The sequence below is a fragment of the Microvirga sp. TS319 genome, from assembly GCF_041276405.1.
Taxonomy (GTDB): domain Bacteria; phylum Pseudomonadota; class Alphaproteobacteria; order Rhizobiales; family Beijerinckiaceae; genus Microvirga.
The window spans coordinates 782267-796618 of the sequence record NZ_JBGGGT010000002.1 but is presented as its reverse complement, the minus strand read 5'-3'; the positions used below and the strand labels follow the sequence as shown (position 1 = coordinate 796618).

The window sequence follows — 14352 nt, the reverse complement described above, 5'->3', positions numbered from 1 at the left end:
GCGAATGGCTTTTATCTCCTGTTTGAGGCTCAGTTGAGGGGGGAGACCTTTTTCCAAAAGCCTCTACAGCATGCTCAACCTTGCCATGAATGATCTGACATTTCGCGCAAAATGGCGGGAAGTCAACTTGTTCTGTGGGCTGACCAGTTATCCAGAAGGGCGGAATACACATTCAGAGTGCTCGAAACCATGCGTTCGAGCGAGAAGTGACGCTCCACATGGGCCCTCGCCCGGGTTCCCAGGGCGATTCTCGCGCTGGCGCCCAGGTTCAGCGCGGCCCCGACCGCTTCGGCAAGCGCATTTGAATCGCCCGCCGGAACCCGCCAGCCCGTCCGGTCCTGAGGCGAAACGGCGGGCGGGGCGAGAACCGTCTCCGGCACGGCCCCGAGTTCCGAGACCACTACCGGGGTGCCCATGGCTTGCGCCTCGACGGCTGAGCGGCCGAAGGCCTCCGGCTCGGTCGACGGAACCGTCACCACCGCCGCCGCCAGGAAGGCCGCCGGCATGTCGGTGCAATGACCGACCCGACGCACGATCCCTTTGAGCTTCTTGGCCTCGATCAGGCTCTCCAGCTCCCTTACATAGGAATCCCGGCCCTGCGGATCGCCCGCCAGGATATAGGCGACATCCGTCACGCCTGCGTCGCGCAGCTTGGCCGCTGCTTCGATGAGAACCTTATGGCCCTTCCAGCCCGTCAGGCGAGCGGCGAGCAGCACCACGCGCTCGTGCGGGGCGACCTTCCAGGCCTGGCGCAAGGCCTCGATCCGCTCCGGCGCCACAACCGAAGGCGAGAATTGCAGGAAGTCCGTTCCCCGGTAGATCACCCCGATCCTGTCCGCGGCCTGGGGGTAGTGAGAGCGGATCAGGTTGCTCGTATACTGCGAGTTCGCGATGACCACATCGCCCCGGGCCATGACCGAGTTGTAGAGCACCTTCACCGAGGAGCGGCCGGAATAGCTGCCATGGTAGGTCGTCACGAACGGCAGGTTGAGGCTGCGCGCGGCGCCGAGCGCGACCCAGGCCGGGGCCCGCGACCGGGCATGAATCAGGGACACGCCCTCTCTGTGGCAGATCTTGGCGAGCTTGCGCACGTTGAGCAGCATGGAGACAGGGTTCTTGGTCGCCGCCGGGAACGGAATCCAGATCCCGCCCTTTGCCTGGAGTTCGCCTACGAGCCGTCCGCCCTCGGTGGCGACCAGGGCGCGAGCGCCCGCATGGGCGATGCCCTCGGCGATATCCACCGTGGTGCGCTCCGCCCCGCCGGCCTCAAGCTCCGGGATGATCTGCAGGATGGTCCGGCCTGCCAGGGGATGAACATTTGACGACGGGAATGCCGCTCCTCCGCCGGGTCGCGCTGAAAAACTCACCGATGTAAGAGCCTTCTCGAAGATGTTGACAGAATCGCATTAAACCCTTGCTTCAAAGCAGTTGAGGACAGGTTAACCATGCAGCAAAGCGTCACAGTCGGTTCCGATGCGAACGAGCGCCGGATCGCCGTGCTCCATCGCGAGGGCAAGGGTCCCCCGGTGGTCTGGATCGGCGGCTTCAAATCCGACATGCGAGCCACCAAGGCGAGCTTGATCGATTCCTGGGCGGAACGCAAAGGCCGCACCTATCTGCGCTTCGACTACAGCGGCCATGGCGAATCCGGGGGTGATTTCGAAGCCGGCACCATCTCCCGGTGGCTGGAAGAGACGCTTGCCGTCATGACGGAGTTCCTCAAGGAACGCCCCATTCTCGTGGGCTCCTCCATGGGCGGCTGGATCTCCCTTCTCGCCACACGCCACCTCCTGGAGCGGCACCCCGCCCTCGCCCCTGTGGGCATCGTGCTCATCGCGCCGGCCACGGACATGACGGAAAAGCTGATGTGGAACCGTTTTCCGGAGGACCTCAGGCGAACTCTCGAGGAAACGGGCGTCTATTACCGCCCGTCCGCCTACTCGGAAGATCCATACCCCATCACGAAGACGCTGATCGAGGACGGACGTCGCCATCTTCTCCTCGGACAACCGATCCAGGCCGGCTGCCCCGTCCACATTCTGCAGGGCATGGAAGATCCGGACGTACCGTGGGGCCACGCTCTCGAACTGGTGGAGCACCTGCCCGGGGACAGCGTCTCGCTCACCCTCATCAAGGATGGCGACCATCGGCTCTCCCGGGACGAGGATTTGGAGCGCCTGATCGTCGCGATCGAGGCGATTGCCTGATCTCATGACCCGATGGCGGGCCGGAGACTCCGGCCCGCCATCGGCATGCTAGTGAAGGCTCACCGTGGTCAGATCGTGCGCCCAGGCATTGGCGACCGCGGCATCGCGGGAATCCGTCAGCACGATGGGCTGCCCGCTGGCGGACAGAAGAGCAAAGAGCTCCATTCCCGGCCGGAGTTTGGGAGCCTCCGGGAAGAGCCGCGCCACATCGTCCGAGCGCAACGGTTTCACATAAGCCATCTCGCCGAGGCCAAGGGTCGCCAGCTCAGCCACATCCAAAGGCTGACCGGCATGATTGTTGATGTCGTGGTTCATGGCCATCTCCTTATGCGGACGCTGCCGCTACAGCTTGTCCGGGGCGCTGATGTTGATCTTGCGAATGATCCGCTCCGGCTCGGGCCGGACAAGATCGATCGACAACAGGCCGTTGGACAGGTCGGCACCCAGAACCTCCATGCCTTCGACGAGGAGGAAGGTGCGCTGGAACTGACGGGCGGCGATGCCGCGATGAAGGAAGTGCCTGGTCTTGTCGTCGGACTGACGTCCCCGGATGACGAGTTGGTTCTCCTCCAGGGTCACCTCCAGCTGATCCTGGGTGAATCCAGCGACAGCCAAGGTGATGCGCAGACGCTCGGGAGCGCGCTCGGTTCGAGCCAAACGCTCGATATTATAGGGAGGATAGCCGTCTCCAGCTGCTTTCGCGACCCGGTCGAGCGCCTGCTCGATCTCGTCGAAGCCTAACAGAAACGGATGCCCAAACGGCGACTGACGCGACATATTCGAAGCCCAAGGTTAGAGGCACTTCGGTTGATTGTGAGCCCGCTCATGCGGCACTCACGCGGCTCTGTTCGAGCCGCTATCGGCAATATGGATATGGTTCCCGAGCGGATCAAGACCTCGGCAGCTCGTTCCCGTGGTATAGTATTCGGTCACCTGTTCTGACCTATGATCGCGCCATCGACGCCCCCACCGTCGTTCGCGACTTCGACGATTATTGGGGCCCTTTCCTGGGAGGGCAGTCTCCCGCGCCGGTCGATTGCACGGCGCCACGGGAAGAAGATCGCTCCGCTCCGCGCGAAAGATAGCGTGAAACGCTTCCCACGCAATCCGACGGCATCATCCATCTATCGGCACGCCTGGGCCGCCAGGGGCCACAAGCGCTGATTCCACGTCCGATGCTGTCAGTTTATGTTGTTGAGCATCTTTTCACGCAAAACCGGTTCCCACTTTTCACGTCCGATGCTCCCCTTGCTTGAGCATCTTTTCACGCAAAACCGGTTCCCACTTTTGCGTTCGATGCTCTAGACCCGGCCGCGCCACCAGGCGACCTGCTCGGCCACGCGATCCGGCGAGGTGCCGCCGAAACTCGTGCGGGAGCGGACGGAATTCTCGACGCCCAGGACGTCATAGATGCCCTCGTGAATGCGCGGCTCGACCGCCTGCATGACGTCGAGCGGCAGATCCTCGAGGCTGCAGCCGCGCGTCTCGGCCTCGGAGACGATGCGGCCCGTCACGTGATGGGCATCCCGGAACGGAATGTTGAGGCTGCGCACGAGCCAGTCGGCGAGGTCCGTGGCCGTGGAGAACCCGGCCCCGGCGACCGCCGCCATGCGTTCCGGCACGGGCTCGAGGTCCTGGATCATGCCGGTGGTGGCGGCCAGGACGATCTCGAGGGTGTCGGCCGCATCGAAGAGCGGCTCCTTGTCCTCCTGCGTGTCCTTGGCATAGGCGAGCGGCAGCCCCTTCATGACGGTGAGCAGGGTGATCAGCGAGCCGATCACACGGCCCGTCTTGCCGCGCACCAGCTCCGCCGCATCGGGATTGCGCTTTTGCGGCATCATGCTGGAGCCGGTGGTCCAGCGGTCGGGGAGCTTCACGAAGCCGAAGGGGGCCGACATCCAGATGATGATCTCTTCCGCCAGCCGCGACAGGTGCATGGCGCAGATCGAGGCGGCCGCCATGAATTCCAGCAGGCTGTCGCGGTCGGAAACCGTATCGAGCGAGTTGCGGGTCGGCCCGTCGAATCCTAAGGCCTGCGCCGTCATGTGCCGGTCGATCGGGAAGGAGGTGCCCGCCAGCGCGCCCGCGCCCAGCGGGCATTCATTCAGGCGCTTGCGGGAATCGCGGAAGCGACTGCGGTCGCGACCGAACATTTCCACATAGGCCATGAGATGATGGCCGAAGGTCACGGGCTGAGCGCTCTGGAGATGGGTGAAGCCCGGCATGACGGTCGCGACATGGGCCTCCGCCTTGTCCAGCAGCGCCCCGATCAGGTTGGTGAGCTGCTCGTCCGCGCGGTCATGGGCCTCGCGCACCCAGAGCCGGGTGTCGGTCGCCACCTGGTCGTTGCGGCTGCGGGCCGTATGAAGGCGGGCCGCGGGATCGCCGACGATCTCCCGAAGCCTGCTCTCCACGTTCATGTGGATGTCTTCCAGGGCCTTGGAGAAGGCGAAGCTGCCGGATTCGATCTCGCCCAGAACCCTCTGCAGGCCCTGGTGGATGGCCTCGCGGTCGCTCTCGGCGATGATGCCCTGCCTGGCCAGCATGGCGCTATGGGCGATGGAACCCTGAATGTCCTGGGCATAGAGGCGCTTGTCGAAATCGATGGAGGCGTTGATCGCCTCCATGAGCGCGCTCGGAGAGGACGAGAACCGCCCGCCCCACATGGTGTTGGCACCAGATTTCTTGGCTTCTTCAGACACTGTGTTTCACCCGGAATTCACGTTCGCTAAGCCTTTGCCACAGGTCGTCGGCCGAGGCAAAGGCGTAACAGGGCTGCACGTCCATTAAGCACACCGCGCAATGTTTGCCAGTTTAAAACCAGTCGCTAGACTCGACAGCGCCTATGTGATTTGCATTCATACGGCTGCACAAGAGCGCATCCAGCGCTGGAAGGGGACTGGCCCATGAAAAGACTACCGAAATTCCTCCTATCCGCCGCGATGGTGGCCACGATGGCCACCTCGTTCAACGCCGTCCAGGCGGCGACGCCTCCGGACACCCTGGTCCAGGCCTGGCAGATCGACGACATCATCTCCCTTGACCCTGCGGAAATCTTCGAGTTCAGCGCCTCGGAGCTCGCGGGCAACACCTACGAGCGGCTGATCAACTACGACGTCAAGGACGTCTCGAAGATCTACGGCGAGGTCGCCGAGTCCTGGACCGTCTCCGACGACGGCAAGACCTATACGTTCAAGATCCGCCAGAACAAGAAATTCGCCTCCGGCAACCCCCTCACGGCCGAAGACGTGGTGTTCTCGCTGCAGCGCGCCGTCCTCCTCGACAAGTCGCCCGCCTTCATCCTCGGCCAGTTCGGCTTCGACAAGAACAACGTGAAGGACAAGATCAAGCAGACCGGTCCCAACGAATTCACGATGGAAGTCGACAAGCCCTATGCTCCGACTTTTGTCCTGTACTGCCTGACGTCGACCGTCGCTTCGGTCGTCGACAAGAAGCTCGTGCTGCAGAACGAGAAGGACGGCGACCTCGGCTATGCCTGGCTCAAGACGCATTATGCCGGCTCGGGCCCGTTCAGCATCCGCGACTGGAAGGCGAACGAGGTGGTCGTTCTCGAGCGCAACCCGCACTACGAGAAGAAGGCTCCGCTCGCCCGCGTGATCTATCGTCACATCAAAGAGACCGCGACGCAGCGCCTGCTCCTCGAAAAGGGTGACGTCGACGTCGCCCGCAACCTGAATCCCGAAGAGCTGACGGCCCTCTCCAAGAACCCGGATATCAAGATCGACTCCGCCCCGAAGGGAACGGTCTACTATCTCGGCCTCAACCAGAAGAACCCGAACCTGGCCAAGCCCGAAGTCCGCAAGGCCCTGAAGTATCTCCTGGACTACTCGGCCATTGCCGACACCATCATGAAGAACAAGGGTGAGGTCCACCAGGCATTCCTTCCCAAGGGCTACCTGGGTGCGATCAACGAGACCCCGTACAAGCTCGACGTCGCCAAGGCGAAGGAGCTTCTCGAGAAGGCTGGCCTGAAGGACGGCTTCACGGTCACGATGGATACCCGCTCCACCCCCGAGATCACGGGCGTCGCCCAGGCCATCCAGGCGACCTTCGCTCAGGCCGGCGTGAAGCTGGAGATCATTCCGGGCGACAACAAGCAGACCCTGACCAAGTATCGCGCCCGCCAGCACGACATCTATATCGGCCAGTGGGGCTCGGATTATCAGGACCCGAACTCCAATGCCGACACGTTTGCTGCGAACGACGACAACGCCGACGACGCCAAGGCGAAGCCGCTCGCGTGGCGCAACGCGTGGGATCCGGGCCCGCTGACCGCCAAGACCCGCGCTGCGGTGATGGAGCGCGATGCGGAGAAGCGCGCCCAGATGTACAAGGAGCTGCAGCAGGCCGTCATGGACGACGGCCCGTTCGTGGTGTTCCTGCAGCAGATCGAAGTGGCTGCGGAGCGCAAGAACGTCGACGGTTTCGTCATGGGGCCGTCCTTCGATACCAACAGCGTGGCGCAAGCCAAGAAGAACTAATTTTTCGATGGCATCTTCAATCGCGAATGGAGGCGGAGGGCACAGCGCCCTCCGCTTCTATCTTACAAAGACCGCTCACTTTGTTTTCGTGCTGGCGACGACCCTTCTCGGGCTTGTTGCCGTCACCTTCTTCATCGGCCGCATCGTTCCCATCGATCCGGTTCTCGCCATTGTCGGCGATCGGGCTCCGCCTCAGGTCTACGCCCGCGTCCGGGAGGAGCTCGGCCTGGATCTGCCGCTCATCCAGCAGTTCCTGATCTATTTGAAGAAGGCCGTCACGGGCGATTTCGGCAATTCGGTTCTCACCACGAACCCGGTGATGACCGACATCATCAATGCGTTCCCCGCGACCTTCGAACTAGCAACGCTGGGCACCATCATCGGCGTTCTCGTCGGGATTCCGCTCGGCGTTCTGGCCGCCGTGAAGCGCGGCAGCCTCATCGATCAGGTCGTGCGTTTTCTCGGGCTTGCCGGATATTCCATCCCGATCTTCTGGCTCGGCCTCATGGGCCTGCTGCTGTTCTATGCCAAGCTCGGCTGGGTCGCCGGTCCAGGGCGCATCGACGTGACCTATTCCTATCTCTACACGCCGGTGACGGGCATCGTGCTGATCGACACCGCCATGCAGGGCCAATGGGATGCATTCTGGGATGCGGTGTCGCACATCATCCTGCCCGCGTGCCTGCTCGGCTATTTCTCGCTCGCCTATATCAGCCGCATGACGCGCTCCTTCATGCTCAACGAACTGGCGCAGGAATACGTGATCGCGGCGCGCGTGAAGGGCCTGTCCGAGATGCGTGTGATCTGGCGCCATGCCCTGCGCAACGCCGCAGTGCCGTTGGTAACGGTGATCGCGCTGTCCTATGCGAATCTTCTCGAAGGATCGGTGTTGACCGAAACCGTGTTCGCGTGGCCGGGTCTCGGCCAGTACATCACCAATTCCCTGCGCAACGCCGATATGAACGCCGTGCTCGGTGGAACGCTTGCGATTGGCGCCGTTTTCGTGCTGCTCAATCTCGTCTCCGACCTGCTCTACCGTCTGCTCGATCCGAGGACCCGCTGATGGCCGGCTCCCCTGCCCTTTCTCAACCCACGGGCCTGCGGGCCTGGCTTCTGTCGCCCGAACCGGCTTCCCGCTGGCAGGCGCGCTTCGGCCGCTTCTATCTCGGCTGGCGCTCCTTCACCAGGAACCCGCTCGCGGTGCTGGGCCTCGGCATCGTGGTGCTGCTCATCCTGGTCGCTCTCTTCGCGAACGTCATCGCACCCTATTCTCCCGTGGTCGGGGGCGACCTGCGCACGGAGCGCCTGCTGCCGCCGAGCGGGACCTATTGGCTCGGCACCGACGACCAGGCGCGCGATATTCTGTCGCGCATCATTTATGGCTCGCGCATCACACTCTTCGTCATCGTCCTGGTGTCGGTCATCGCAACGCCCATCGGACTTCTGGTCGGCACGATCTCGGGTTATCTCGGGGGCTGGGTCGACACGGTGCTGATGCGCATCACCGACATCTTCCTCGCGTTTCCGCGCCTCGTTCTCGCGCTCGCCTTCGTGGCGGCCTTGGGCCCGGGCATCGAGAATGCGGTGATTGCCATCGCGATCACGTCCTGGCCACCCTACGCACGCATCGCCCGTGCGGAGACGCTAATGATCCGCAACAGCGATTTCATCGCGGCCGTGAAGCTGCAGGGAGCCTCCACGCCGCGGATCATTCTCGGCCATGTGGTGCCGCTGTGCATCTCGTCCCTGGTCGTGCGCGTGACGCTCGACATGGCCGGCATCATCCTGACCGCTGCGGGCCTCGGCTTCCTGGGCCTCGGCGCGCAGCCGCCTCTGCCCGAATGGGGTGCCATGGTCGCGACGGGCCGCAACTATCTCATCGATCAATGGTGGGTCGCCGCCATGCCGGGCCTGGCCATCTTCGTAGTGAGCCTGGGCTTCAACCTGCTGGGCGACGGCCTGCGTGACGTTCTCGATCCGAAGGCCGCGAAATGACGAAGCCGCTTCTCGAAGTCGAAGACCTCCGCGTCCGCTTCCACCTGCGCACCGGCACCGTCGAGGCGGTGCGCGGCGTGTCCTTTCAACTCGGCCGCGAGCGGCTCGGCATCGTCGGCGAGTCCGGCTCGGGCAAGTCGCAGACGGGTCGCGCCATCCTTGGCCTCACGCCGCCCCCCGGGGAAGTCACGGCCAAGCGCCTGAATTTCGACGATGTCGATCTGCTCACCGCCTCCAAGCGCACGTTGAGAACCCTGCGCGGGGGCCGCATCAGCATGGTGATGCAGGATCCGAAATACTCGCTGAACCCGGTCATGACCATCGGCGAGCAGATCATCGAGGCCTACCAGGCGCATGCGAAATCCAGCCGCGCGGAAGCTCGCGACAAGGCGCTCACCATGCTGGAGGCCGTGAAGATGCGCGACCCGGGACGGGTCTTCGCGCTCTATCCGCACGAGGTGTCGGGCGGCATGGGCCAGCGCGCCATGATCGCCATGATGCTCGTCACGGATCCGGACCTCCTCATCGCCGACGAGCCCACCTCGGCCCTCGACGTGACGGTGTCGATGGAGGTTCTGCGCATTCTCGACGAGCTCGTGACCGAGCGCGGCATGGGCCTCGTCTTCATCTCGCACGACCTGAAGCTCGTCTCGTCCTTCTGCGACCGCGTTCTCGTGATGTATGCGGGCCGCGTGGTGGAAGAGTTGGAGGCCAAGAACTTCCGCAATGCCCAGCATCCCTACACGCAAGGTCTCATGCGCTGCCTGCCGACCCTAGCGGATGACGTTCGCCCGCTTCCGACCCTGAACCGCGATCCATCCTGGGCGCTCTGATCATGCTCGATATTCAGAACCTCAATGTCGTCTTCGGCACGGGCCGCCTCCGGGTCGAAGCGGTCAAAGACGTAAGCTTCACGGTCAAGCGCGGCGAGGCCTATGGTCTCGTAGGCGAATCCGGCTCCGGCAAATCGACGGTGCTGCGCGCCATCTGCGGCCTTGCGCCGATCACGGGCGGGCATGTGCTCGTGGATGGCAAGGAAGTGACCACGCCGCGCAGCAGGGATTTCTACCGAACGGTGCAGATGGTCTTCCAGGACCCCTATGCCTCGCTCCACCCGCGCCACACGGTCGACCGCACGCTCTCGGAGCCGCTCGCCATTCACGGCGTGAAGGATGCGGAGGCCCGCATCCTTCAGGCGCTGAAGGAAGTGGGCCTCGGCCCTTCCTTCCGATTCCGCTATCCGCATCAGCTGTCGGGCGGTCAGCGTCAGCGCATCGCGATCGCGCGCGCGCTCATCCTGCGCCCCAAGGTGCTGCTCCTCGACGAGCCGACCTCGGCGCTCGACGCATCCGTGCAGGCGGAGATCCTGAACCTTCTCGACGAGCTGCGCCGCAAGATGGGCCTGACCTATATTCTGGTGAGCCATGATCTCGCCGTGGTCGCGCATCTATGCGAGCGCCTGCTCGTCATGCGCCACGGCGAGGCCGTGGAGGAGACGGCGTCGGAGGCTCTGCGCTCCAGCAAGGCCGCAAACGAGTATACCCAGTCCCTGATCCAGGCGAGCCAGGGCTTCACGCGCAATCAATCGCAGCCGGTGCACGCCAAAGTCGGCTGAGACGTTTCCACTTCATAGGATTGTTTGAAAACATGTCCCGCGCTCCTCTCATGCCCGTTTTCGATGGTCACAACGACGTTCTCCTGCGCCTCATGCGCGGCTCGCTCCCGCCCGAGAAGGCGTTTCTAGAGGGAGACAATATCGGCCATCTCGATTGGCCCCGCATGAAGCAGGGTGGATTCTTCGGCGGATTCTTCGCGGTTTACGTACCCTCGGAGGATATGGGCATCGACGTCGACGCCCTGATGACCCACACCGAATACGACGTGCCCCTGCCGTCACCACTGCCGCTGGCTCCGAGCCAGCAGGTAACGGTGCACATGGCATCGCTTCTGATGCGTATCGAGCGTGCCTCGAAGGGCGAGGTGAAGATCTGCCGGTCGGCTGCGGACATCCGCCACTGCCTCGACAACGGCAAGCTCGCCGCGATCCTGCATATCGAGGGCGCCGAAGGGATTGACCCCGATCTGCACATGCTCGACGTGCTCTATGAAAGCGGCCTTCGCTCCCTCGGCCCGGTCTGGAGCCGCCCGAACATCTTCGGCCATGGCGTCCCCTTCCGTTATCCGTCGACGCCCGATACGGGCCCCGGCCTGACCGATCGCGGACGCGAACTGGTGAGAGCATGCAACCGCCTGAAGATCATGGTCGATCTCTCGCACCTCAACGAAAAGGGTTTCTGGGACATCGCCAAGCTGTCGGATGCGCCTTTGGTCGCTACGCATTCGAACGCCTATGCCGTGTGTCAGCACTCGCGCAACCTGACGGACAAGCAGCTCGCCGCCATCCGCGAAAGCCGCGGCATGGTGGGCGTGAACTTCGCCACCTCGTTCATCCGGCCCGACGGGCAACGCGACGACAAGACGCCGCTGGAGGAGATGATCCGCCACATGGATCACCTCATCGAGCATGTGGGTGTCGACGGCGTCGGCCTGGGGTCCGATTTCGACGGCGCAACCATTCCGGCCGAGATCGGTGACGTGCGCGGACTGCCGCGCCTCGTCGATGCCATGCGCAGGCACGGCTATGACGAGGCGACGTTGCGCAAGCTCTGCTACGAGAACTGGATCAACGTTCTCGATCGTACCTGGGGACGGTGACCCCGCCCCGTCAGTCCCACTCCGGCATGGCCGCATGTCCTGCGGCCATGCACGTCCGAGCTTTCTCGATAACGCCGCGTTGATGAATTTTACCGTTCCGCCTTCGCGGTGAGCGCGAAGATGCTCGCGATGCCGCCGACGCCGAGCATCAGCAGGAGACTCACGGCATTGATCGCCGGCGTTGCCCCCTCGCGCATCTGACCGTACATGGTGATCGGCAGCGGCGGCTCGGACCCCACGAGCATCAGTGTCGTGTTGAAATTCTCGAACGACATGAGCAGGGCCACAAGTCCCGCGCCGACGAGCGCGGGGCTCAAGAACGGCAGCGTGATCGTGCGCAGCACACGCGCACGGCTGGCTCCGAGATCGAAGGCCGCTTCTTCGAGCGAGCGGTCGAATTTGCGCAGCCGTGCCGCGATGATGAGCGTCGAAATCGTCAGAATGAACGAGAGCTGGCCCAGAACGACCAGAGGCAGGCCGGGGCGCAGAAAATCGAGATCGGTCTGAAGCCACTCCTCGAGCCCGTTCGCCACCCGCGAGAAGAAGGCGAGGATGGAGATGCCGAGCACCACGCCGGGAATGACGAGCGGCCAGAGCATCATCATCGACAGGAGCGTCTTTCCGGGAAATTCGGCCCGCTCCAGCACCCATGCATTCACGGTGCCGACGATAACGGCGAGGAGCGCCACGGGCACGGCGATCTTGAAGCTGTTGGCGATGGTGTCGAGCCAGATCGGATCGACCAGCACGCCCGGCTTTCCGAAAGTCTCGCCCGAGCCGATGAACCATTCGAGCGTGAAACCCCTCCAGGGAGGAGACGGGAACGGGCTGGCATTGAAGGCGAAGACCGCCACGACCAGGAGCGGCGCGAACAGGAACGCGTAGAACGCCGCGATATAGAGCTTCCAGGCGAAGGACGGACGGTTCATGACGGGTCAAGCCTGCTTCAAGGTGGTGCCCAGGCTCTGTCCGGTGAGACGAAGTCCGGCCCAGACGATGGCGGAGGACAGCAGGAGAAGGAGCATGCCGAAGGCTGCGCCCTGCGGCCAGTTGAACCGCGTGATGAACTGCGCGTAGATCTGCTCCGTGAACCACAGCCCGTTCTTGCCGCCCAGCAGCACCGGCGTCGCGAAATTGCCGACGGTGAGCATGAACACGATGATCGAGCCGGCCACGATGCCGGGCATCGCATGAGGAATGACGATCCGGCGCAGCACCGTCCAGCGGCTGCCGCCGAGATCGAAGCCCGCTTCGACCACGGCCGGCTCCAGGCTCTCCAGTGCATTGGCGAGCGGCACGATCATGAAAAGAAGGCCGCCATAGACGAGGCCGAGAATGACGGCGCCGTCGTTGTAGAGAAACTCGATTCGCTCCCCGGTCACTCCCGTCGCCTGGAGCAGGTAGGAGATCACGCCTGTCTCGCGCAGAAGCATCATCCAGCCGAGCGTGCGCACGAGCTCGGAGACCCAGAACGGCAGAAGGCAGAGCAGCAGCAGCATCGCCTTCAGCCGCCCCTGGGCGACGCGGGCGATATAGAGCGCGATGGGAAAGGCGAGCACGAGAGTGAGCGCCGTCACCACGATCGACACGATCGCCGTCCTCGCGAAGGTGCGCCAATAGAGCGGTTCGGTGAAGAATTCGAGGTAGTTGCCGAAGCCGAAGGCATAGACGCGCGGAGCCACCCTCTCGCTGAAGGAGAGGACGAGGATCTCCACATGCGGCAGAACGATGAGCACACCGAGCCAGAGCACGGCCGGCGCCAGAAGCAGAAAGAGCGTGAGACGCTGGGCCGGTTTCGTGCTCATGCGGCGAAGACCTTCATGGCTTCGACCGCCCAGCCGACATGAATCGGCGCGCCGACCTGAATGCCGGCGAGCGGACCGGCCTGCGGCAGCACCGCCCGCACGGGCTCGTCGAAACCCGCCGCATCGATCAGCAGGCTCGAATTCGCACCATCGAACAGCACGGCCGAGACGCGGCCCTCGAACCGGTTCGGCAGGCCACCGAGAGACGATGAATCCTGTGCCAGCGCGATGGCCTCGGGGCGTACGAAGGCGAGCGTTGCCTTATCGACGACCTTGCCCTGCCCTTGGACCATCGTGCCGGACGGCAGACGTATGGCAACGGTGCCGTCGGCGGCGGCGGCCGCTGCTTCGCCCTGCCATTTGTTCGTCTCGCCGACGAAGCTCGCCACGAAGGGCGTTGCGGGATGATGATAGAGCTCGCGCGGGCTTCCGACCTGCTCGAACCTGCCCTGGTTCATGACCGCGATGCGATCGGACATGACGAGCGCTTCCGACTGGTCATGAGTGATATAGGCGAAAGTGGTGTTGAAGGTGGCCTGCAGCTGCTTGAGCTCGATCTTCATGTGTTCGCGCAGCTTGAGGTCGAGCGCGCCGAGGGGCTCGTCGAGAAGAACGAGCGTCGGCTCCAGAACGAGGCATCGGGCGATGGCGACGCGCTGGCGCTGTCCCCCGGACAGAGCCGTGACGCGACGGTTGCCGAAACCTTTCAGGCCTACGCGCTCCAGCATGCGGCCGGCGCGCTCCTCGGCCTCGGCGCGGGAAACGCCGCGGCTGGTCAGGCCATAGGCAACGTTCTCCCCCACGCTCATCATCGGAAAGAGCGCGAGACTCTGAAACACCATGTTCACGGGGCGCCTGTTGGCCGGAACGCCGATCATCGACTTCCCGCGAATTCGGATGTCGCCGGAGGTCGGGTCCTCGAAACCCGCAATCATCCGCATCAACGTGGTCTTGCCGCAGCCGGAGGGCCCGAGAATGGAGAAGAATTCGCCGGGAGCGACGCTGAAACTCACGTCGTTGACGGCCGCATAGGAGCCGAAACGCTTGATGACGTGAACGAGATCGAGATCGGTGATTTGTGCCATGGACGCGCGCCGAAAAAGGTCATCCCCCGGCACGACGCCAGGG

The 14352-nt window shown here is 63.6% G+C and carries 14 protein-coding genes; 7 read left to right on the top strand and 7 right to left on the bottom strand.

What is annotated here, in order from left to right; genetic code table 11:
* Positions 1 to 122: 122 nt before the first annotated feature.
* Positions 123 to 1367, bottom strand: a complete 1245-nt coding sequence (locus AB8841_RS13060) for a glycosyltransferase family 4 protein (protein ID WP_370436270.1) — start codon at positions 1365 to 1367, stop codon at positions 123 to 125.
* Positions 1368 to 1445: 78 nt separating this feature from the next.
* Here AB8841_RS13060 and AB8841_RS13055 point away from each other — a divergent pair, with 78 nt between their 5' ends.
* Complete coding sequence (locus tag AB8841_RS13055; RefSeq protein WP_370436269.1) at positions 1446 to 2207, top strand: alpha/beta hydrolase; 762 nt, start codon at positions 1446 to 1448, stop codon at positions 2205 to 2207.
* A gap of 48 nt (positions 2208 to 2255) precedes the next feature.
* Here the strand turns inward: AB8841_RS13055 and AB8841_RS13050 are convergent, their stop codons facing one another.
* From AB8841_RS13050 to argH, 3 genes are all read right to left on the bottom strand, one after another.
* Positions 2256 to 2522 carry a DUF1150 family protein gene (locus AB8841_RS13050; RefSeq protein ID WP_370436268.1) on the bottom strand — a complete coding sequence of 89 codons (267 nt, stop codon included), beginning with the start codon at positions 2520 to 2522 and terminating at the stop codon, positions 2256 to 2258.
* Positions 2523 to 2549: 27 nt separating this feature from the next.
* Positions 2550 to 2984: an Hsp20 family protein gene (locus AB8841_RS13045; RefSeq protein WP_370436267.1), complete on the bottom strand. Its 435-nt coding sequence runs from the start codon at positions 2982 to 2984 to the stop codon at positions 2550 to 2552.
* A gap of 524 nt (positions 2985 to 3508) precedes the next feature.
* Positions 3509 to 4909, bottom strand: a complete 1401-nt coding sequence (gene argH / locus AB8841_RS13040; RefSeq protein ID WP_370436266.1) for an argininosuccinate lyase — start codon at positions 4907 to 4909, stop codon at positions 3509 to 3511.
* 204 nt (positions 4910 to 5113) lie between these two features.
* On the opposite strand from argH, the gene AB8841_RS13035 reads away from it, so the two are divergent.
* The 6 genes from AB8841_RS13035 to AB8841_RS13010 are packed head-to-tail and all read left to right on the top strand — an operon-like array spanning position 5114 to position 11419.
* Positions 5114 to 6709, top strand: coding sequence for an ABC transporter substrate-binding protein (locus tag AB8841_RS13035; protein ID WP_370436265.1), 1596 nt, complete (start codon positions 5114 to 5116; stop codon positions 6707 to 6709).
* Between the two features lie 7 nt (positions 6710 to 6716).
* Positions 6717 to 7772, top strand: coding sequence for an ABC transporter permease (locus tag AB8841_RS13030; protein WP_370436264.1), 1056 nt, complete (start codon positions 6717 to 6719; stop codon positions 7770 to 7772).
* On the top strand, positions 7772 to 8704 hold the full coding sequence (locus AB8841_RS13025) for an ABC transporter permease (RefSeq protein WP_370436263.1): 933 nt from the start codon (positions 7772 to 7774) through the stop codon (positions 8702 to 8704). The genes AB8841_RS13030 and AB8841_RS13025 overlap by 1 nt, the downstream gene beginning before the upstream one ends.
* Positions 8701 to 9537, top strand: coding sequence for an ABC transporter ATP-binding protein (locus tag AB8841_RS13020; RefSeq protein ID WP_370436262.1), 837 nt, complete (start codon positions 8701 to 8703; stop codon positions 9535 to 9537). Before AB8841_RS13025 ends, AB8841_RS13020 begins: the two co-directional genes overlap by 4 nt.
* 2 nt (positions 9538 to 9539) lie before the next feature.
* The gene (locus AB8841_RS13015) at positions 9540 to 10319 is read left to right on the top strand and encodes an ABC transporter ATP-binding protein (protein ID WP_370436261.1); all 780 of its coding nucleotides are present in this window, start codon (positions 9540 to 9542) and stop codon (positions 10317 to 10319) included.
* 32 nt (positions 10320 to 10351) lie between these two features.
* Positions 10352 to 11419 carry a dipeptidase gene (locus tag AB8841_RS13010; protein ID WP_370436260.1) on the top strand — a complete coding sequence of 356 codons (1068 nt, stop codon included), beginning with the start codon at positions 10352 to 10354 and terminating at the stop codon, positions 11417 to 11419.
* 89 nt (positions 11420 to 11508) lie between these two features.
* On the opposite strand, the gene AB8841_RS13005 is transcribed toward AB8841_RS13010, so the two are convergent.
* Genes AB8841_RS13005 through AB8841_RS12995 form a run of 3 tightly spaced genes read right to left on the bottom strand, consistent with a single transcriptional unit; the run spans position 11509 to position 14309 of the window.
* Positions 11509 to 12348 carry an ABC transporter permease gene (locus AB8841_RS13005; protein ID WP_370436259.1) on the bottom strand — a complete coding sequence of 280 codons (840 nt, stop codon included), beginning with the start codon at positions 12346 to 12348 and terminating at the stop codon, positions 11509 to 11511.
* 6 nt (positions 12349 to 12354) lie between these two features.
* Positions 12355 to 13224, bottom strand: a complete 870-nt coding sequence (locus tag AB8841_RS13000) for an ABC transporter permease (RefSeq protein WP_370436258.1) — start codon at positions 13222 to 13224, stop codon at positions 12355 to 12357.
* The gene (locus AB8841_RS12995) at positions 13221 to 14309 is read right to left on the bottom strand and encodes an ABC transporter ATP-binding protein (RefSeq protein ID WP_370436257.1); all 1089 of its coding nucleotides are present in this window, start codon (positions 14307 to 14309) and stop codon (positions 13221 to 13223) included. Before AB8841_RS12995 ends, AB8841_RS13000 begins: the two co-directional genes overlap by 4 nt.
* Positions 14310 to 14352: the final 43 nt, after the last annotated feature.